This is a genomic window from Sphingomonas lacusdianchii (assembly GCF_022664395.1).
Taxonomy (GTDB): Bacteria; Pseudomonadota; Alphaproteobacteria; order Sphingomonadales; family Sphingomonadaceae; genus Sphingomonas; species Sphingomonas lacusdianchii.
Window position 1 is genome coordinate 196,316 of record NZ_JAKRET010000006.1, and the last position, 19,867, is coordinate 216,182.

General features: G+C 67.9%; 13 protein-coding genes and 1 tRNA gene. 10 read left to right on the top strand and 4 right to left on the bottom strand.

Translation table 11 applies throughout. From position 1 onward, the window contains the following. Positions 1 to 31: 31 nt before the first annotated feature. From MF607_RS10520 to MF607_RS10560, 9 genes are all read left to right on the top strand, one after another. Positions 32 to 2,206 (top strand): sodium-translocating pyrophosphatase, encoded by a 2,175-nt coding sequence (locus MF607_RS10520; RefSeq protein WP_242118355.1) that lies wholly within the window; start codon positions 32 to 34, stop codon positions 2,204 to 2,206. 122 nt (positions 2,207 to 2,328) lie between these two features. Continuing rightward, positions 2,329 to 4,266, top strand: a complete 1,938-nt coding sequence (locus MF607_RS10525; RefSeq protein WP_242118357.1) for an alpha/beta hydrolase family protein — start codon at positions 2,329 to 2,331, stop codon at positions 4,264 to 4,266. A gap of 308 nt (positions 4,267 to 4,574) precedes the next feature. Further along, entirely contained in the window at positions 4,575 to 4,793 is a 219-nt protein-coding gene (gene infA, locus MF607_RS10530; RefSeq protein ID WP_003049127.1) for a translation initiation factor IF-1, read from the top strand. Between the two features lie 29 nt (positions 4,794 to 4,822). Further along, a complete protein-coding gene (locus MF607_RS10535) occupies positions 4,823 to 5,392 on the top strand; it encodes a Maf family protein (RefSeq protein WP_242118501.1) in 570 nt (189 codons plus the stop codon). After that, a complete protein-coding gene (locus MF607_RS10540) occupies positions 5,385 to 6,359 on the top strand; it encodes a ribonuclease (protein WP_242118360.1) in 975 nt (324 codons plus the stop codon). The genes MF607_RS10535 and MF607_RS10540 overlap by 8 nt, the downstream gene beginning before the upstream one ends. After that, the gene (locus tag MF607_RS10545) at positions 6,337 to 6,537 is read left to right on the top strand and encodes a DNA gyrase inhibitor YacG (RefSeq protein ID WP_242118362.1); all 201 of its coding nucleotides are present in this window, start codon (positions 6,337 to 6,339) and stop codon (positions 6,535 to 6,537) included. Before MF607_RS10540 ends, MF607_RS10545 begins: the two co-directional genes overlap by 23 nt. 29 nt (positions 6,538 to 6,566) lie before the next feature. Then, positions 6,567 to 6,642: transfer RNA gene (locus MF607_RS10550), tRNA-Phe, on the top strand. Positions 6,643 to 6,781: 139 nt separating this feature from the next. Beyond that, complete coding sequence (locus tag MF607_RS10555) at positions 6,782 to 7,960, top strand: M24 family metallopeptidase (protein ID WP_242118364.1); 1,179 nt, start codon at positions 6,782 to 6,784, stop codon at positions 7,958 to 7,960. Beyond that, positions 7,957 to 8,844: a glycoside hydrolase gene (locus MF607_RS10560; RefSeq protein ID WP_242118367.1), complete on the top strand. Its 888-nt coding sequence runs from the start codon at positions 7,957 to 7,959 to the stop codon at positions 8,842 to 8,844. The genes MF607_RS10555 and MF607_RS10560 overlap by 4 nt, the downstream gene beginning before the upstream one ends. On the opposite strand, the gene MF607_RS10565 is transcribed toward MF607_RS10560, so the two are convergent. From MF607_RS10565 to MF607_RS10575, 3 genes are read right to left on the bottom strand one after another with little or no spacing between them, the layout of a single operon-like run. Next, positions 8,841 to 10,595: a DUF885 domain-containing protein gene (locus MF607_RS10565; RefSeq protein WP_242118369.1), complete on the bottom strand. Its 1,755-nt coding sequence runs from the start codon at positions 10,593 to 10,595 to the stop codon at positions 8,841 to 8,843. The two genes, MF607_RS10560 and MF607_RS10565, sit on opposite strands and share 4 nt — an antisense overlap. Then, a complete protein-coding gene (locus MF607_RS10570) occupies positions 10,592 to 11,596 on the bottom strand; it encodes an Ldh family oxidoreductase (RefSeq protein ID WP_242118504.1) in 1,005 nt (334 codons plus the stop codon). Before MF607_RS10570 ends, MF607_RS10565 begins: the two co-directional genes overlap by 4 nt. A gap of 17 nt (positions 11,597 to 11,613) precedes the next feature. After that, entirely contained in the window at positions 11,614 to 13,986 is a 2,373-nt protein-coding gene (locus tag MF607_RS10575; protein WP_242118370.1) for a glycoside hydrolase family 127 protein, read from the bottom strand. A 74-nt stretch (positions 13,987 to 14,060) separates the two neighbouring features. On the opposite strand from MF607_RS10575, the gene MF607_RS10580 reads away from it, so the two are divergent. Further along, positions 14,061 to 16,793, top strand: coding sequence for a DUF5695 domain-containing protein (locus MF607_RS10580; RefSeq protein ID WP_242118373.1), 2,733 nt, complete (start codon positions 14,061 to 14,063; stop codon positions 16,791 to 16,793). Here MF607_RS10580 and MF607_RS10585 read toward each other — a convergent pair. After that, positions 16,730 to 19,843, bottom strand: coding sequence for a glycoside hydrolase family 2 TIM barrel-domain containing protein (locus tag MF607_RS10585; protein ID WP_242118375.1), 3,114 nt, complete (start codon positions 19,841 to 19,843; stop codon positions 16,730 to 16,732). The two genes, MF607_RS10580 and MF607_RS10585, sit on opposite strands and share 64 nt — an antisense overlap. Between the last annotated feature and the right edge of the window lie 24 nt (positions 19,844 to 19,867).

Here is a 19,867-nt window from a genome sequence, read left to right on the forward strand (position 1 = left end):
GCCGGGCGGCCCCATGCAGGAGGGGTTGCGGATGACGATAGTCTATCTGGCCATGGCGTGTGGTGCGCTGGCCGTGTTGTACGGTGTGTTCACGAGTATGCAGGTGCTGCGCGCCTCGGCGGGCGACGCGCGGATGCAGGATATCGCCGCCGCGATCCAGGAAGGGGCCAAGGCCTATCTGGGTCGCCAGTATCGCACTATCGCCATCGTCGGCGTCATCGTCGCCATCATCCTGTTCCCCACGCTCGGGCCGCTATCGACGGTCGGCTTCCTGATCGGCGCGATCCTGTCGGGCGTCGCGGGCTATGTCGGCATGGAAATCTCGGTCCGCGCCAATGTCCGCACCGCGGAAGCTGCACGCGGGTCGCTGCAAGGCGGCCTGACCATGGCGTTCCGGTCGGGCGCGATCACCGGGATGCTCGTCGCGGGGCTGGGTCTGCTCGCGATCTCGGGCATCTTCTGGTACCTCGTCGCGATCGCCGGCCATGGTCCGGGCGACCGTGAAGTTGTCGAGGCGCTGACCGCCCTCGCCTTCGGCGCGTCGCTGATCTCGATCTTCGCGCGGCTGGGCGGCGGCATCTTTACCAAGGCGGCGGACGTCGGCGCCGATCTGGTGGGGAAGGTCGAGGCGGGCATCCCCGAGGACGACCCCCGCAACCCCGCCGTCATCGCCGACAATGTGGGCGACAATGTCGGCGACTGTGCCGGCATGGCCGCCGACCTGTTCGAAACCTATGTCGTGACGATCGGCCTGACGATGGTGTCGATCGCGCTGCTGGTACAGGCGCCGCCTGCCGAACTGCTCCGCCTGATGGCGCTGCCGCTGGTCGTGGGCGGGGTCTGCATCGTCACCTCTATCCTCGGCACCTATATGGTCCGCCTCGGCAGCGGCCAGTCGATCATGGGCGCGCTGTACAAGGGGTTCTGGACCACCGCGCTGCTCGCCGTCCCGGCCATCTATTTCGCGGCAAGCTGGGCGCTGGGCGACCTGAATGCCGTCATCGGTGGCGCAGGCTTCCTCGATCCCGGCGGCGATGCGCTGACCGTCGAGGGGGCGCTGGGCGCACAGGCCCCGGTCGCCGGACAGAGCTTTACCGGCATGGATCTGTTCTGGTGTATGATGATCGGCCTTGCCGTCACCGCCGCTTTGGTGTGGATCACCGAATATTACACCGGCACCGCCTATCGCCCGGTCAAGTCGATCGCGCGCGCCAGTGTCACCGGCCACGGCACCAACGTCATCCAGGGCCTCGCCATCAGCCTCGAATCGACCGCGCTGCCGACGCTGGTGATCGTTATAGCGGTGGTCGCGTCGTATCAACTGGCTGGCATCATCGGCGTCGCCTTCGCCGCGACCGCGCTGCTGGCGCTGGCCGGCATGGTCGTCGCATTGGACGCATACGGCCCGGTCACCGACAATGCCGGCGGCATCGCCGAAATGGCGAACCTGCCCGACGAAGTCCGCCACCGCACCGATGCACTCGACGCGGTCGGCAACACGACCAAGGCGGTGACCAAGGGCTATGCGATCGGTTCCGCCGCGCTGGCGGCGCTGGTGCTGTTCGGCGCCTACACCACCGACCTGAAGCTGTTCTTCCCCGACCTGACCGTCGATTTCTCGCTGTCCAACCCGTACGTCATCGTCGGGCTGCTATTGGGCGCGCTGCTCCCCTATCTCTTCGGTGCATTCGGCATGACCGCGGTGGGCCGTGCGGCGGGGTCGGTGGTCGAGGACGTCCGCGCGCAATTCGCCGCCGACCCCGGCGTCATGGCCGGCACCAGCCGCCCGCAATATGGCCGCACCGTCGACATCGTCACCCGCGCCGCGATCCGCGAGATGATCGTGCCCTCGCTCCTCCCCGTCCTGTCCCCCGTCGCGGTCTATTACATCGTGACCTGGGTCGCGGGGCAGGCGCAGGGTTTCGCGGCGCTCGGCGCGATGCTGCTCGGCGTGATCGTGTCGGGCCTGTTCGTCGCCATTTCGATGACCAGCGGCGGCGGGGCATGGGACAATGCCAAGAAATATATCGAGGACGGCAATCACGGCGGCAAGGGGAGCGAGGCGCACAAGGCCGCCGTCACCGGCGATACCGTGGGCGATCCGTACAAGGATACTGCCGGCCCGGCGGTCAATCCGATGATCAAGATCACCAACATCGTCGCGCTGCTGCTGCTCGCGGCCCTTGCCGGACATAGCGCCGGATAGGTTCCTTTGGCCGATTGCGTCCCCCGTCCGCTGCGATAGAGTTCGCGGCGGATGGGGGCGTCCAGTCTTGCCGGAACCGGTGCGCGGGGGCGCATCCCGGCCGCCCCCGAACAGGGGGTTTCATGCGGTTCGTTGCGGCCATCGGCCTTGTCCTTGCCACCGTCGCTTCGGCGCAGACGCCGCCGGCCGCCAACCCAGCCAGGGTCGATCCCGCTGCCCCCGTCCCGATTGAGGTGTTCGCCGAACTGCCCTCGGTCGAATCGCCCAGATTGTCGCCCGACGGTAGCCGCGTCGTCGCCAAGAGTGCGATCGGCGGCAGACAGGTGCTGGTGCTGTCGTCGCTGTTCGGAGGCGGCCAGCAACGGTCGCTCAGCGCGCCCGCAGATACCGACATCAACTGGTGGCGCTGGGTCAACGACGACTGGCTGATCGTCGGGCTGGGTACGCAGCAGATGCTGTACGGCAACGAACATTACGTCACCCGCGTGCTGAGCGTGAACGCCGATTTCCAGACGACGCGCCGGCTCGACTGGGACAAATCGGGGTTGCGTGCCGACGACGTGCTGTGGGTGGCGCATGACGGATCGCCCCGCATCCTGCTGTCGCGCCAGACGGGGATCGAAAGCGAATCCGACTTCAACCCGGCGGTGTTCGAAATCGACGTCTCGACCGGCAAGTCGCGCCGCGTCGCCGAGGGGCGACCGAATGTCTATAGCTGGTATGCCGATGGCGAGGGACAGGTCCGCGCCGCCTACCAATATAATGACGAGAAGCGCAGTTCGGCGCTGCTCTACCGCGCCAACAACGCCGAAAGCTTCCGCGTCATCGCCCGGCGCGCGCGCAAGGACGAGGACGGACTGACCATCCCGATCACCTTCCGCACCGATGGCAGCGCGATCGCGCTCGACGACGAAGGCGGCTTCACCTCGGTCTATCAGGTGTCGCTCCCCGACCTGGCGCTCGGCAGGAAACTCCATTCGGTCGAGGGCTATGACGTCGACGGCATCATCGACAATGCCGACGAGAATGACGTCGCCGGCGTTACCCTGACCGACCGGCACGGCCGTACCGTCTGGTTCGATGAAAAGCTGAAGACGCTGCAGGCCGATATCGACAAATCGATCGGCGATCGTCGTGCGAGGATCGTGTCATGGGACCGCAAGCGCGACAAGTTTCTGGTCGAGGTCGCCGCCGCGTCGCAGGCGGGCGGGCTTTATTACTGGGACAGCGCGTCCAGCCGGATGCAGCGCATCGCGTGGAACAGCAACACGCTCCAGAGCCGCCGCCTCTCCCCCGTCAGCACCATCCGCTACACCGCGCGCGACGGCCTGTCGATCGAGGCGGTGCTGACCATGCCGCGCCACCGGTCAGGGCAGAAGAACCTGCCCCTGATCGTCCTGCCGCATGGCGGCCCGTCGGCGCGCGACAGCGAAGGCTGGGACTGGTGGACGCAATATCTGGCGGAGTTGGGCTATGTCGTGGTCCAGCCCAATTACCGCGGATCGTCGGGATATGGCGTCGCCTTCGCGCGCAAGGGGGCCGGCGAATGGGGCCTGAAGATGCAGGACGACCTGAACGACGCGGTCACCCATCTGGCCAAGGAAGGCATCGCCGATCCCGGGCGCGTCTGCATGGTCGGCGCGTCGTACGGCGGCTATGCGGCGATGCGCGCCGCCCAACGCGACGGCAAGCTGTATCGCTGCGCGATCAGCTATGCCGGCGTGTCCGATCTGGCGGCGCTGCGTCGTTACGACAGCCAGTTCCTCAACGGCCGCACCATCGGCGACTGGCTGCGTTCGCAGGCGCCCGATTTCCAGTCGGTTTCGCCGCGCTTCCACGCCGCCGACTTCTCGACCCCGATCCTGCTGATGCATGGCAAGGTCGACAAGCGCGTCCCCGTCGCCCAGTCGCGCGCGCTGGCCGCCGAACTGAAGCGCGCGGGAAAGCCGTATCGCTATGTCGAACAGCCGCTGGGCGACCATTTCTTCTCGCGCAGCGAGGACCGGCTGCAATTCCTGCAGGAAATTACCGCGTTCCTGAAGGCCCATAATCCGGCGTGAGGGGGCCGATCACCTACCACTCCGCCACGATCGTCATTCCAGCGAAGGCTGGAATCCCCCGGTGATGGCGTGGAACAGGAGCCGCAGGAGGCCCCAGCCTTCGCTGGGGCGACGGCTCCAGGCACATGGACTGATCGTGACGTAGCAGCCCGCCCTTGCCCCGGCCCTCGCTGTGCCCTATTTTCCACTAACAGCGTCGACCGGCCGTGCCAGCCACGGGTCCGGTCGTTCGCGCTTTCCTTTTTTGCGGTTTGCGCCTATGGGAACCCGCCCGTTTCCGGTGCGCCCTAATTTCACGAGGTATCTGTTTGGCGAAGGAAGAACTTCTCGAAATGCGCGGCCAGGTGGTCGAACTGTTGCCCAACGCGATGTTCCGCGTCCGGCTCGAGAACGATCACGAAATCCTGGGGCACACCGCCGGCAAGATGCGCAAGAACCGCATCCGCGTGCTGGTCGGGGACGAAGTGCTGGTCGAACTGACCCCCTATGACCTGACCAAGGGTCGCATCACCTACCGCTTCAAGTAAGTCGGTTCCGCGTGACCGGGTCCACGGCCATGCGCCTGATACTTGCCTCGACCTCGCCCCGCCGCCGCGATCTGTTGGCGCGGATCGGTGCCGTGCCCGATCGGGTCGAGGCCCCCGATACCGACGAGAGCCCGCTGAAGGGCGAATTGCCGCGTCCCTATGCGCTGCGACTGGCGGAAGCGAAGGCGCGGGCGATCGGTCCGGTCGACGGCGCGGTGGTGCTGGCCGGCGACACGACGATCGCGCTCGGTCGCCGCATCCTGCCGCCTGCCACGACCGAGGAGGTGCAGCGCGAGCTGTTGGGTCTGTTGTCCGGTCGTCGCCACCACTGCCTGTCGGCCGTCTGCGTGCTGATGCCCGATGGCAAGGCGCGCATACGGCTCGCCGACACCATCGTCGCCTTCAAGCGGCTGGAGCAGCGCGAGATCGACGCCTATGTCGCGTGCGGCGAGGGGCTGGGCAAGGCCGGCGGCTATGCGATCCAGGGGCGCGCCGAGGCGTTCGTCCGCTTCCTCTCGGGCAGCCATTCGGGGGTGATCGGCCTGCCGCTGTTCGACACCCGCGCACTGCTCGAAACCGCTGGCGTGCCGCTTGGCTGACTGGATCGTCGAGCGCGGTATCGGCGAAGTCCGTGCCGCGCGCATCGTCGATGGCGAGATTGTCGAGGCGCGTATCGAACCCGACGATGCGTTGCGCGCCGGCACGATCCTGTCCGCCCGGCTGGTCCGCCGCCTGCCTCTCCGTAACGAGGGCGTGGTCGCTTGGGACGATGGCGAGGCACTGCTGAGCCCCCTTCCCCGCACGGTTACCGAAGGCGGCACGCTACTGGTCGAGATCACCCGCCCGGCCCTGTCCGAACCCGGCAAGCCCAAGCGCGCCCGCGCCCGCCCCGCCGCGCCCGGTGCGCAGCCCGGCGACGGCCCCTCGATCGCCGATCTGCCGGGCGCACGCATCATCGGCCCGTTCGACCGCGACCTGCTGGGCGACGCGGGCTGGCCATTGCTGATCGAGGAAGCGACTACCGGCCAGATCGCCTTTCCCGGCGGCGCGCTGTCAATCGCGCTGACCCCGGCAATGACGCTGATCGACATCGATGGTGAGCTTGCCCCCGCGGCGCTTGCTCTTGCCGGCGCGCACGCCGCAGCGGCGGCGCTCGCGCGGCTCGACATCGCCGGGTCGATCGGCATCGACCTGCCAACCGTGCAGGACAAGGCGGTTCGACTGGCGATCGCCGAAACGGTCGACGCCGTCCTGCCTCAACCTTTTGAGCGCACGGCCGTCAACGGCTTCGGCTTTCTGCAGATCGTGCGACGGCGGTCGCGCGCCTCGCTCCCGGAACTGTTCGCCCATGTCCCGGCCCATGCCCGCGCCCTGTTGCGACAGGCGGAACGGACCGGGGGCAGCGGCGAACGCACGCTCGCCGCGCATCCGGCGGTGGTCGCCGCCATCGCGGCGCGCCCGGACTGGACGCAGGCCGTCGAACGCACGTTCGGTGCGCCGCTCGCCTTGCGGGCGGAGAACGGCCTCGCCATATCCGCCGGCCATGTCCAGGCCCGCTTCCCGTAACCATTGCCCGCTGTGTTCGGCTCCGACCGAACCGGCCTTCCGTCCCTTTTGCAGCCGGGGCTGTCGCGACCGCGACATGCTGAACTGGATGGGGGAGGGATATCGCATTCCCGGCCCCAGAGCATCTTCCGACGAAAAATCCGAAACCGGGCTGGACAGGGACGATTCGCGCGGCTAACAGGCCGGCTCTTCCGGTCACCCGGACAGGCCCAGGTAGCTCAGTTGGTAGAGCATGCGATTGAAAATCGCAGTGTCGGCGGTTCGATCCCGTCCCTGGGCACCACTTTCCCCAGCCTTGGTTCGAAGCCGTCCGTTCGTTTGGCGCGTCCCTGGTGGACGCCAGCGGCTGTTGCCGGTTCAACCCGACCGAAATCCGTTCTAGGACGATCCTTCGCGAACCCGCAGTTCGACAGGAGACGAGCATGACCATCGGTGGATCGACCGCGACCACGGAACTCGCCGCGATCCGGCCCTTCGCCACCGCTCCGGCAATCACTGCCGCCGAGCGTGCCGACCGGATCGAGCAGGCCCGTGCGCTGACGGCGCGCGCCGGCGCCGATGCGCTGCTGGTCCATACCGGTGCCTCGCTCGATTATTTCACCGGCATTCCATGGGGTGCCAGCGAGCGGATGGTCGCCTTGCTGCTGCCGGTCACCGGCACGCCGCGCGTCATCTGCCCGGCGTTCGAACGCGGCACGCTCGAGGCCGATCTGGCGGTCGCCGCCGACCTGCTGTTGTGGGAAGAGGATGCGGATCCGACCGCGCTGGTCCGGGACGTGCTGCCCGCCGGTGCCACGCTCGCGGTCGATCCGCTGCTCCCCTTCGCATGGGGGCAGAAGCTGGCGCGTCACGGCCTGACCCTGACCGACGGCGCGCCCGCGATCGACGGCTGCCGCATGGTCAAGTCACCGGCGGAACTCGCCTTGCTGCAAAGCGCGAAGGACATGACGCTGGCGGTACAGGCCGCCGCCGCGCGCATCTTACGTCCCGGCATCCTCGCCAGCGAAGTCGTCCGTTTCATCGACGACGCCCACCGCGCGATCGGCGGCGGCCCCTCCTATTTCTGCATCGTCCAGTTCGGCCGCGCCACCGCCTTCCCCCACGGCCTGCCCGGCGACCGCGCGCTGCAAGAAGGCGAGCTGGTGCTGATCGACACCGGTTGCCGCGTCGGCGGCTATCATAGCGATATCACCCGCACCTATGCCTTCGGCCTCGTCGCCGACGAAGTCCGCACGATCTGGGACATCGAACATGCCGCACAGGCCGCCGCCTTCGCCGCCGCCGCGCCCGGCGTGCCGTGCGAAGACGTCGACGCCGCCGCCCGCGCGGTGCTGGTGCGCGAGGGGCTGGGTCCCGACTATCGTCTGCCCGGCCTGCCGCACCGCACCGGCCACGGCATCGGCCTGTCGATCCACGAACCGGCCTATCTGGTGCGCGGCGACCGTACGCCGCTCGCGCCCGGCATGTGCTTCTCCAACGAACCGATGATCGTCGTTCCCGACCGCTTCGGTATCCGGCTGGAGGATCATTTCCATGTGACCGAAACCGGTGCCGCATGGTTCACGCCGCCGCAGCCATCGATCGACCGCCCGTTCGGATGAGGGCGCTGGCGGCGTTGCTGCTGGCGGCGGTCTCGGTGCCGGTCGCCGCCGCGCCCGGTCGCTATGCGGCGGTGACGATCGGACCGCCACCGGCGACGTTGCGGCTCGACCCCTTCTACACCCGCCATGTCGATGCCGGCGGCATTCCGGTCGTATCGTCGGCCAAGGTCCCCGACGATGCGCTGCTGTTCGCACGCGACATCGCGGTCGCGATGCTCGCCGATCGTCCCGACCTGCGCCGCTGGATGGCGGCATCGGGCTATCGCGTCGCGATCATCGCGCTGACCGAGGGGCTGGTCGACCTGCCCGAACAGCGCCACTGGACCAAACCGGCTGCCGACGATCCGCGCCTGACGACGTGCGAGCGCAAATATTATGCCGAGCGGATCGGCCGGTTGAGCGACCGCGATTACTGGAATAACCGCGCGCGCGGCATTGGCGGGCAACTGACCACCGCCCCGGCCGAAAATCTGATCGGCACGCCCGGCAGCTGGTATTATGGCGAGAATAATTTCGTCCATGAATTCGCCCACGCGATCCTCGCGGCCGTCCGCCAGCGCGACACCGCGCTCTATGCTGCACTCGAGCACGCCTATGCCGCCGCGATGGCGCGCGGGGCGTGGCGCGGCGAATATGCCGCGACCACGGTCGACGAATATTGGGCGGAGGGGACGCAGCTCTGGTTCAACACCAACCGGCTGATCGTCGTCGACGGGCAGCGGCTGCTCAACGACGAGGACCTGCAACGCTACGACCCGACACTGTTCGCGCTGCTGGCACAGGTCTATGGCGACCGCCACCGCCTGCCCGGCGATGTCTTCTACCGCCATCCGGCGCGCGTACCGCCCGGCGACCCACCCAAGGCGACGGCGGAGATTTGCTAGGGCAGCGGGTACGGCCCCTTGCCCCCATCGGCGATGAAGCGGTCGACCCGCGCGTCGATCATCGGCAGCGGTACCGACCCGAGGCTGAGCATCGCGTCGTGGAACGCGCGATAGTCGAATTTGTCGCCGAGCGCCTTCTGCGCCTTCGCCCGCGCGTCGAGGAACGCCAGCTCGCCCATATAATAGCTCAGCGCCTGCCCCGGCCACGCGATGTAGCGATCGACCTCGGTCGTGATCTCGTGGTTCGATAGCGCGGTGTTGTCGCGCAGGAACGCCTGCGCCTGTGCCCGCGTCCATCCTTTCGAATGGATGCCGGTATCGACCACCAGCCGTGCCGCGCGCCACATCTGATAGGACAGCATGCCGAACAGGTCATAGGGCGTCTCGTACATCCCCATATCCTCGCCCAGCGCCTCGCTATACAGCGCCCAGCCCTCGCCGTACGCCGAGATATATTCGTTGCGCCGATATTCGGGCAGGTCGGTCAGCTCCATCGCGAACGGCATTTGGAAGGCATGGCCCGGCGCGCTTTCGTGCAGCGTCAGCGCGGGCAGCGAATAGAGTCCGCGCGACGGCAGGTCGTAGGTGTTGACCAGATAGATGCCCGGCCCGCCCCGGCCGCTGGTGTAGAAGGGCGCGATGTCGGGGGCGACCGGCTTGATCGCGAAGCGCATCCGCGGCAGCCGTCCGAAATAGGTCGCCGCCTTGCCGTCGAACGTCTTGGCGATCCACGCGGCGCGGTCGAGCAGGTCCTGCGGCGTCTTCGCGTAGAAACGTGGATCGGTGCGCAGATGGTTCAGGAACGACGGCAGGTCGCCCTGCCATCCGACCTGCGTCATCACCGTCTGCATCCGCGCACGAATCTTGGCGACTTCGCTGACGCCGATCGCATGGATCTCCTCGGGCGGCAGGTCGCGGGTCACGAACTCGCGCACCTTCGACCGGTAGTAATCGCGCCCGTCGGGCAGGTCGTACGCCGCCAGCCTCTCCTGCGCATGCGGGATATAGTCGTCGCGCAGGAACGCCATCAGCTTCGCATGCGCCGGCACCACCGCCTCGGCGATCACCCGCTTCGCCTCGGCGCGCAGCGCGCCCTGTCGCGCCTTGGGAATGGTCGCGGGCAACGTCCGGAACGGCGCGTAGAAGGGGGATGCCTCGCTCGCACCCGCCTGCACCACCTCGCGCACGCCGGCATCGCGACCTTGCAGCGTCACGCGCGGCGGCGTGAAACCACGCTGCAACCCGGCGCGCATGTTCGCGATCTGCTGGTCGAAATAGCGCGGAACGCTGGCCAGTTGCGACAGGTACAGCCGCAACGCCGCCTCGTCGCGATACGCCTCGCGCGCCATGCCCGCCAGGTCCATCCAGAAGCTGGTATCGGCATTCAGCGGCTTTTCGTAATCGCGGAACCGCTGCCGGGCGAGCAGCGCCGCGATCTGCGCGCGATAGACGGTATAGTCGTCGCGGGCCGCGCTACCGAGCGTCGCTGGATCGATCCGGTCGAGTGCTGCCAGCGTCTCGGTCCAGCGCTGCGTCATGCGCGCCTGCGCTGCCGGGCCGACATCGGGCAGCGTCGCGTTCTTGCTGGTCGGGGCATCCTCGCCGGGACCGGTCAGCGTCTTGCGCCACGCATATTCGCGCTCGGACAATTGCCGGAACGCCGTGTCGCTCGGTGGCGCGGCGACGGTCGCGACCGGTTGCGCCACGGCCGGTGCCGCGATCGACAGCGCCAGTGCCAGTGTGATCGTCATGCCCTGTCCCCCGTTACCTGATCGATATCGCGCAGCAGCGCGCGCGACACCGACACCCCGTCGCGGTCGCTGATTGGGCGCAGCGCGTGGCGGCGCGCGCCCGATATGCGGGCGCCCTGCCCCTCGATCGCGGCGAAAACGCTTTCCGCACGCGCCATCTCGGCCGCTGCCGCCTCGCCCAGGAACCCGGCGGGATCGAGCGCGAGGATCAGTTCGCCGCCCAGCGGCGATCCCTTGCGCCCGCCGTCCCAGGCGATCGATTCTGCGCTGGTCAGGTCGCCGATCAGCGGCCCGGTGAGCAGTTCGACCATCAGCGCCAGTGCCGACCCCTTGTGCCCGCCGAACGTCCGCATCGCGCCGGCCAGCACCGCCGCGGCATCGGTCGTGTCACTGCCGTCGGGGGCATGGCCCCAGTCCGCCGGCACCGGTTTTCCGGCGCGGCGATGCAGTTCGATCTCACCGCGCGCGATCGCACTGGTCGCAAAATCGAACACGAACGGCGCGGCACCGGCACGCGGCCAGCCGAACGCGATCGGATTGGTCCCGAACACCGGCTGCGTACCGCCCGCCGGCGCGACCCAGGCATGGTTCGCCGTCACCGCGAGCGCGACCAGCCCGCGCTCGACCAGCGCCTCGACCTCGGGCCACAAGGCCGCAAAATGCACGACATTGTTGATCGCCAGCGCCGCGATCCCGTTGGCGCGCGCGGCCGTGACCAGCGCGTCGCGCCCGGTCTCGAACGCCAGCTGCGCAAAGCCGCCGCGCCCGTCGACCCGGACGACGCCCGCCGCACGTTGCTCCAGCACCGGCACCGCATCGGGCACTACCACGCCGCTCGCCACCGAATGGGCGGCGACCAGCAACCGGTACAAGCCGTGCGCGCCACAGCCGTCGCGCTCGCCCGCGACGATCGTCTCGGCAACCGCCGCGACATGCGCCGGTGCCAGCCCGACCCGGGTCAGCGTGGCGCGCGCATAGTCGCGGACCTCCGCCAGTGTCATGCGCACCTGCGCATCGGTCACGCGACCGCACCCGGCTTGGCGGTGAACAGCCGCACGCCGAACACCGGTCCCGCGCTGTTCTTGTCGTGCGGCACGAAGCGCACCTTCACCTGCCGCTTGCCCCGGGTCAGCGGCTCGGGCACCGGATAGTCGACATCGAAGAACGCACCCGGCCGGTCGGCGTCGAGCGTCTGGGTCGCGATCCGCTGGTTGTCGATCAATATGTCGAAGCTGCGCTTGCGCTCGTCACCCCAATAGGTCGCCTGCAACACCAGCGGCCCCGGCTTCACCGCCATGGTGAATTCGAAGAAGCCGCCGCTGCGCGCGTCGCGGCCATTGCGACCGCGATAGACGACCGGATAGGAAATATCCGACGTCAGCGCATGATCGCGCTCGGGCTGCATCTCGCCCAGATGCATCACGTCGACCGATCGCGCCGCCAGATCCTTTTGCCGGGCCTGTTCGGCGAGGAACGCGGCTTCCTCGACCTGCCACTGCGCATCGGTGAACCGCTTGAAATACACCGCCGATCGCCGGTCATATTGTCGGTAGAAGGGTACGAAATTCAGGTCGCCCGGCCGGATCAGCCCGTGCGTCGCATATTGCGCTTCCTCCGGCGCTACCGCCACGAAACCGGCGAGCAGATCGTCGCCGACCATCGACGGATCGGGCTTGTCCCATTCGCCATCGGCCCGCCCCAGATCGCCCGCCAGCACCAGCGGCCCGCGCAGCACCGCGATCGTCTGCGCATCGCCCGGCGTCGCCTCGATCCGCAGGTCGAGCGGCAGGCGGATCGTCACCCGGTCCCCCGCCTGCCACCGCCTTGTGACGATCGCATAGCCGCCCGCCGACGCCGCCTCGACCGGCCTGCCATTGACCAGCAGCTCGCGCCCCTTCGCCCAACCCGGCACACGCAGCGCTACGGGGAAGCGTCCGGGCCTGCCCAGCGTCGCAAAGCGCAGCGTCGCCGCGCCGTCGAACGGATAGGCGGTCTCCAGCCCCAGCATCGCGTCGCGCGCCGCCCAGGTCGCATCGGCGGGGATATAGAGGTTGACGATCAACATGTCGTCACCGGTCCAGAAGATGCTTTCGCCATGTTTGGCATGGCTTTCCATGCCGGTGCCGACGCAGCACCAGAATTCCTCGCCATCGCGCGCCGAATAGTCGCGCTTCGCCCCGGTCATCAGCGGCGTCATATAGGAAAATCCGCCGTTCACTGGCTCCTGCTGCGCCATCACATGGTTGAGATGCGCGCGTTCGTAGAAATCGAATAAGGCACCGTCGGGCTGCCACGCATAGAGATGCCGGGTGAGCTTGAGCATATTATAGGTGTTGCAATGCTCGCACGTCTGTTCGGTGATGTGCTGTGCGATCGTGTCCGGCGCGCTGAAATATTCGCGGTCGGCATTGCCGCCGATCACATAGCTGTGATGCCGCGTCACCCGTTCCCAGAAGAAACGCGCGGCGGTCGCCGGTTCGGCCTTGCCGGTGATCTCGTGCAGCCGCGCCAGCCCGATCAGCTTGGGCACTTGCGTATTGGCGTGGAAATTGGCCAGCTGGTCACGCTTCTGCGTCAGCGGGTCGAGGTTGCGCTTGTCGTAGATCCGCTCCGCCAGCCGCAGCCAGCGCGCATCGCCGGTCCGGACGTGGAGTTCGGCGAAACTCTCGTTCAGCCCGCCATATTCGCAGGCCAGCATCGCCTGCACCTGATCGTCGCTGAGCGCGGCGAACACCCGGTCGATATAGCCGCCCAGTGCGACAGCGATCGCCATCGCCTGTTCGTTCGGGCCGATATGGTCGATGACATCGAACAGACCGGTATAGAGCTTGTGCCAGTTGTAATAGGGTACCCAGCAGCCGTTCAGATCGAACCCGGCCGATCGAATGTCGCCGCGCATGATCTCCGGGAAAATCTCCTTCCCGTCGACGACCGTCCCGTCCTTGCGCTTGCGGGTGAAGCCCGCGACATAGCCGTCGCCCTGCGCCGCCTGACACCGCGCCAGTTCGCCGATGATATAGGTCGCGCGGGTGACGCAGTCGGTACAGCCGGTCTGGGCATGGGTCAGCGCCAGCCCCGACAGATAATGGCCGAGCGTATGCCCCGCGATCGTGTCGCTTTCCCACCCGCCATAGACGGGCGCCTTCGGCACGAAGCCGGCGAACTTGTGAAAATTGTGCAGCAGCCGGTCGGGTGAAAGCCGCAGCAGATAGGCGCGGTTGACCTCGACCGCGCGCGCGTAATCGGACGGGCGCAGCCGCACGGCCGACAGCGGAAACGGCTTGGCGGTTGCCGGCATCGCCGCCATGGTGCGCGCCGCCGCCGGCAGCGCGAACATCGGCAACGTCGCCGACGACATCAGAAACGCGCGACGACCAACCAGCATTTCCATCTCCCGATAATATCGTATACGATAGGGCAATGGTTATTGAAGTCAACCGATTGGTCGACGGGAGAGGCAGCGTTATGCGGCAATGGGCACTTTATCTGGGCGGCGCGTTCCTTGGTAGCGGGGCGATGCTCCCGGCCGTTGCCCCCGCCCCCGTCCGCCATGGCGTCGGCGACCTGACCGTCGCGCTCGACTCTGCCAGCCAGACGCTGCTGCACCTGTCGCCGCGCGCCGAGCCGGGGTTCGACTTCGCCCCCGGCGATCGCGCGCAGCAACGGCAGGGCGACGGCTTCGTCCAGTTGGGCGACCTGCATCTGCGGCTGCGGACGGCGGGTGGCGCATGGCGCGACTTCTCCTCGGCACGGCACCGCGTCGCGGTCCGCGCCTTGCCGCCCGGCGGTACCGTGATCGCCCGCGCCGACATGACCGCGACGATGGGCGACCGCCTGCCGCTGACCGTCGAGCGGGCATGGCTGCGCGACCGGGGCGCGCTGGTGCTGCGCTTTACGCTGCGCAACCGGGGCGCGACCCCGGTCGAGATCGGCGCGCTCGGCATGCCGATGGTGTTCGACAACATCATCACCGACCGCACGCTGGAGGCGGCGCATGCCAAGGCCAGTTTCGTCGATCCCTATATCGGCAATGATGCCGGCTATCTTCAGGTCACGCGGCTGAACGGCAAGGGGCCGGCGCTGCTGGTCCTGCCCGATGGCCGGTCGCCGCTCGAACAATATCGCATCCTGCACGATGCCAAGCGCGCGCCCGCCGGCGATATCTTCACCGATCGCACCCCGCGCCAGCAGACGTTCGAGGGCTTCTACGACTGGATGGTCGCCAGCGGTGGCATGGGCGATGCCGGCCAGCCCTGGAACCCGGCCACCGGCTTCACGCTGGCGCCGGGCGCAGCGCGCAGCATCGGCGTCCGCCTCGTCACCGCACCCTCGATCCGCGGCATTGAGGGGAAACTTGTTGCCGAACGCCGCCCACTCGCCATCGGACTACCGGGCTATGTCGTCCCGACCGACAGCCCCGCCGACCTGTTCGTTCGTACGCCGCAAGCCGTGCGGCAGGTCAGCGTCACCCCCGCCGACGCGCTGACGCTGACCAGGGTCGCCGGCCCGCGCGGCTGGCACCGCTGGCGGGTCACCGGCACCGGATGGGGCCGGGCGCGGGTCGCGATCACCTATGCCGATGGCAGCGTGCAGAGCGTCCATTATTACGTCACCAAGCCGCTCGATCAGGTATCCGCCGATCTCGGCCGGTTCGCGACCACCCGCCAATGGTTTGACGACACCCGCGACCCGTTCCGCCGCGCGCCCGCCATCCTGACCTATGACCGCGACGAGAACCGCATCGTCACGCAGGACCAGCGCGTCTGGATCGCGGGGATGAGCGACGAGGGCGGCGCCGGCGCATGGGTCGCGGCGATGATGAAGCAGCTCGACCATCCCGACGCGGTCGAGGTCGCGAAGCTCGAACGCATGGTCGACGAAACCGTGCTCGGCAAGTTGCAGGTGCCAGGCGGCGGCGTGAAGAAGAGCCTGTTCTATTATGATCCCAAGGCGTTCCCCGACGCTTACGACCAGCGCATCGACTGGTCGACCTGGGCATCATGGGACCGCAAACAGGCCGACGATCTCGGCCGGTCGTACAATTACCCGCACGTGGCGATCGGGCATTGGGTGCTGTACCGGCTGGCGCGGCATCATGCCGGGCTGGTCAGGCGCCACGACTGGCGCTTCTACCTCGACCATGCCTATCGCACCACGATCGCGATGCTGCGCGACGCGCCCCATTATGCGCAGTTCGGCCAGATGGAGGGCGAGGTGTTCCTCGACATCCTCGCCGACCTGCGGCGCGAGGGAATGACGACCGAGGCCGACGATATCGAACGCCGCATGCGCACGCGGGCCGACCATTGGCGTACCCTCGCCTATCCGTTCGGCAGCGAGATGGCGTGGGATTCGACCGGCCAGCCCGAAGTCTATGCATGGATGCAGCATTTTGGCCATGCGAAGGAGGCGGCAGTCACCCGCGAGGTCATCCTCGGCTACGACCCGACCGTTCCGCACTGGGGCTATAACGGCAATGCCCGCCGCTATTGGGACTTTCTCTATGGTGGAAAGGTCCAGCGGATCGAGCGGCAACTGCACCATTACGGATCGGCGCTGAACGCGGTGCCTTTGTTCGATGCCTATCGCCGCAATCCGGCCGACCTGCATCTGCTGCGCGTCGCCTATGGCGGGTTCATGGGCGGGATCACCAATGTCGATCGCGACGGCTTCGCCTCCGCCGCCTTCCACTCCGAACCCGACATGATGCGCTGGGATGCCTATAGCGGCGATTACGGCATGGGTTATTTCGGCCATGCCTATGCCGCCGCGACCTATCTGGTGCAGGACGCGACCTTCGGCTGGCTGGGGTTCGGCGGCATCGTGCGCGAGATGCCGGACGCGATCACCATCGAACCGCGCGACGGGGCGCGCACCCGCCTGTTCGTCGCGCCCGCCGGGCAATGGATCACGCTGGCCGCTGGCACGATCGCACGCGCCCGCTGGCTGCCGGCGACGCGCCGCATCGAACTGACGCTCGACCCGGCCAGCGCGACGACGCCCAACGCGCATCTGTCGGTCGAGGCACCGGCGGGCGTGCCCGCCTATCGTGTCGATCGCGGCACGGCCGAGCGCGGCTTCACGACGATCCCATTGGCGGCGACGCAAACGGTGGTGACGCTAACGCCCGGCGATCAGCGCGTTGCCGGCGCGCCCAGCGTGAACGTCCACTCGACCGGCGCCAGCGGCACGCGGTAGCGCATGTGCGGGCGGCCGTCGGTGCTCCACCCGGTATCGCCGCCGACCCCGCGCTGCGCGACGTCGATCAGCAGCGTGCCGTCGCCATGCGGGCGGATGTCGCTGCTATGCGCCTTGCCCGGCGGCTTCTCCATCAGGTCGGCATAGGGAAAGGGCAGCGCATTGACCGCGAGCGGCCGGTCGCCGGTCACGCGCACCCCCGCCCCGCCGGCACCGGTCACGTCGATCCAGCGCACGTCCTGCTTGGTCCCCGATTCCTGCGGCCGGGCATAGCCATGATATTGATCGGCCAGCAGCCCCGCATAGTCGCCGACCGGCGCCGCGGTCTTGCGATCGGCATAGCTCTCCCACGGCCCGCGCCCGTACCAGCGGATGCGGTCGAGCGTCGGCGGCGTGCGGAACTGCATGCCGATCCGTGGCGGATCGGGCAGGTCGTCGCGCAGCGGCACGAACCGCACCTTCGCCTGTGCCGTGCCGGTCGCATCCATCGTCCAGCGGGTGGTGACCTTGACCGATCCCACGCCCATGTCGTGGGGCACGACGATCGCGTCGCCATCGACCGCAATCGCATCCAGCCGCCGGTTGTTGCTGAACTGCTCCCACATGCGATGGGTCTTGGTCATGCCGGTGCCGATATCGTTGTCGGTCGGCGCGCGCCAGAAATCGGGGGTTCCGCCGCTCAGCATCGTCGTGCCGCCGCGCGCATAGCGCTGCACCAGCCCGCTCGCCCGATCGATCTCCAGCACCGCATCGCCCGCCGCCAGCCACAGCACGTCGCCGCCATCGATCGGCGTGGCACGTCCCTGCGGCGCGGCCAGCGGGCGCGGCGGCGACAGCGCGAACTGTTCATAGCCGACGACATGCCCCGCCGCGACGAGCGGGATCGCCCCCGCCTTCGCCCGCGCGCGCAGCACCAGCATCCGCTCCGCCCCCGCATCGCGCGCCGCCGGGACCGTCAGCGCGATCGGGGCGCGCTGCCCCGCCGCCACCGCCGGCATGTCCACGCGTCCGCTCGCCACCGCGCGCCCGTCCTCCAGCACCGCATAATCGAGCGTGAAACGCGACAGGTCGATATGGTCGTGACGGTTCAGCACCGCATAGCCATCGCCATCGCGTTCGAACGCGATCGGGGCATAGACCTTCGCCATCTCCCAATATTCGGGATCAGGCGTCCGGTCTGACCGGATCACGCCGTCGCCGACCGGGCTGTCGTCGCCATCGGCCACGAAGTCGCGCCCCTGCGCCCAATAGTCGCGCCCGGCCGCATCCTTGCGAATGACGGTCTGATCGACCCAGTCCCACACGAACCCGCCCTGCAACTTCGGGTATCGACGAATGACGTCCCAATAATCCTGGAAATTGCCGAGGCTGTTGCCCATCGCATGGGCATATTCGCACAGGATCAGCGGCTGGGTAAATTCGGGCCGCTCGGCATAGTCGACCATCTTCTCGACATCGTCGTACATCGGCGCGAAGATATCGACATAGCTATTGGTCGGGTGCCGCCACCCGCTCATGCTGTGGCCGAGGAAACTGACCAGCCGCGTCGTGTCGCGCGCCTTCACCCACTGCGCCGCCGCCTCGAAACTGCTGCCGACGCCGGTCTCGTTGCCCAGCGACCAGAAGAGGATCGAGGGATGGTTCTTGTCGCGCTCGACCATCCGCTCGACCCGGTCGAGATGCGCCGCCTTCCATTCGGGTTTGTAGCCGAGCAGCGTATGCTCCGGATCGCCATTCTGCTGCGCCTGTGACAGATAGCCGTGGCTCTCGATATTGGCCTCGTCCATCACGTACAGCCCGACCTGATCGGCCAGTTCATAGAGGCGCGGATCATTGGGATAGTGCGAGGTGCGCACCGCGTTGACGTTCGCCGCCTTCATCAGTTCCAGATCGCGGCGCAGCGTCGCTTCGGACACGATGCGGAAGGTGCGCGGGTCATGCTCGTGCCGGTTGACGCCGCGGATCATGATCCGCCGCCCGTTCACGCGCACCTCGCCGCCGTCGATCGCGACGGTTCGGAAGCCGATGCGGCGGCTGGTCGCCTCGACGACGCGGCCCCGCGCATCGAGCAGTTCGACCAGCAGCGTATAGAGTTCAGTCGTCTCCGCGCTCCACGCGCGCACCGCCGGGATGTCGCCGGTCAGGCGGACGGTGCGCGCGGCATCCGGCCCCCCTTCGCGCGTCAACAACACCCGCGCCCCATCGAGCAGGCTGGCGCGCACGCGTACGTCGCTGGCCGCCCCCGCCACCGCGACGTTCAGCGCCAGCGTGCCGTCGCGATAGCCGTTCGACAGGCCGGCGCGCACATCGATATCGCGCAGATGGGTCGGCGGGGCGGCATAGAGGGTGACGCTGCGCTCGATCCCGTTGACCCGCCAGAAATCCTGATCTTCGAGGTAACTGCCATCGGCATAGCGATACAGCTCGATCGCGACCGTGTTGCGTCCCGGGCGCATCGCCGCCGTCACGTCGAACTCGGCGGGCAGCTTCGAATCCTCCGAATAGCCGATCCGTTGCCCGTTGACCCACAGATAATAGGCCGCCCCCGCCGCACCGATCGTCAGCAGCATCCGCCGCCCGGCGAAATGTGACGGCACCGTCACCTCGCGGCGATACGACCCGACCTCGTTCAGCCGGTGGTCGATCCACGGCTGGTTCATCGGGAAGGGATATCCCGAACCGACGAATACCGGCGTGCCCTGCCCCTCGGCCTGCAGGATCCCTGGCACCGCGACGCTGCCCCAGCCGCCGACGTCATAGTCCGGTCGCTCGAACCCGACCGGCCGCGTCTCCGGCGTCGGCGACCGGCGGAAGCGCCACTGCCCGTCGAGCGACAGATGATAGCGCGACCGCGCCGGATCGTCGCGCAGCGCCAGCGCCCGCGTCTCATAACCGTCGAAGGTCGCATGCATCGGTTCGGCCCCGATGCGGATCACCTCCGGCCGCTCCCATTCGGCAGGCGCCGCCGTTGGGGCCGAAGGGGTTTGTGCCGTCGCCGTCGCGATCGCCAGCGTGGACACCAGCAGGGCAAGCGCCACGCGACCGATCATTGCATCTTCTCCATTCGCGGACGG

Bases quoted from the DNA above. Each gene is read 5' to 3' on its own strand.
- MF607_RS10570 (WP_242118504.1), bottom strand. From the start codon at position 11,596: ATGACACTGGCGGAGGTCCGCGACTATGCGCGCGCCACGCTGACCCGG.
- MF607_RS10565 (WP_242118369.1), bottom strand. From the start codon at position 10,595: ATGACGATCACACTGGCACTGGCGCTGTCGATCGCGGCACCGGCCGTG.
- MF607_RS10545 (WP_242118362.1), top strand. From the start codon at position 6,337: ATGTCCAGGCCCGCTTCCCGTAACCATTGCCCGCTGTGTTCGGCTCCG.
- MF607_RS10555 (WP_242118364.1), top strand. From the start codon at position 6,782: ATGACCATCGGTGGATCGACCGCGACCACGGAACTCGCCGCGATCCGG.
- MF607_RS10535 (WP_242118501.1), top strand. From the start codon at position 4,823: ATGCGCCTGATACTTGCCTCGACCTCGCCCCGCCGCCGCGATCTGTTG.
- MF607_RS10560 (WP_242118367.1), top strand. From the start codon at position 7,957: ATGAGGGCGCTGGCGGCGTTGCTGCTGGCGGCGGTCTCGGTGCCGGTC.
- MF607_RS10575 (WP_242118370.1), bottom strand. From the start codon at position 13,986: ATGGAAATGCTGGTTGGTCGTCGCGCGTTTCTGATGTCGTCGGCGACG.
- MF607_RS10580 (WP_242118373.1), top strand. From the start codon at position 14,061: ATGCGGCAATGGGCACTTTATCTGGGCGGCGCGTTCCTTGGTAGCGGG.
- MF607_RS10520 (WP_242118355.1), top strand. From the start codon at position 32: ATGACGATAGTCTATCTGGCCATGGCGTGTGGTGCGCTGGCCGTGTTG.
- MF607_RS10525 (WP_242118357.1), top strand. From the start codon at position 2,329: ATGCGGTTCGTTGCGGCCATCGGCCTTGTCCTTGCCACCGTCGCTTCG.
- MF607_RS10585 (WP_242118375.1), bottom strand. From the start codon at position 19,843: ATGATCGGTCGCGTGGCGCTTGCCCTGCTGGTGTCCACGCTGGCGATC.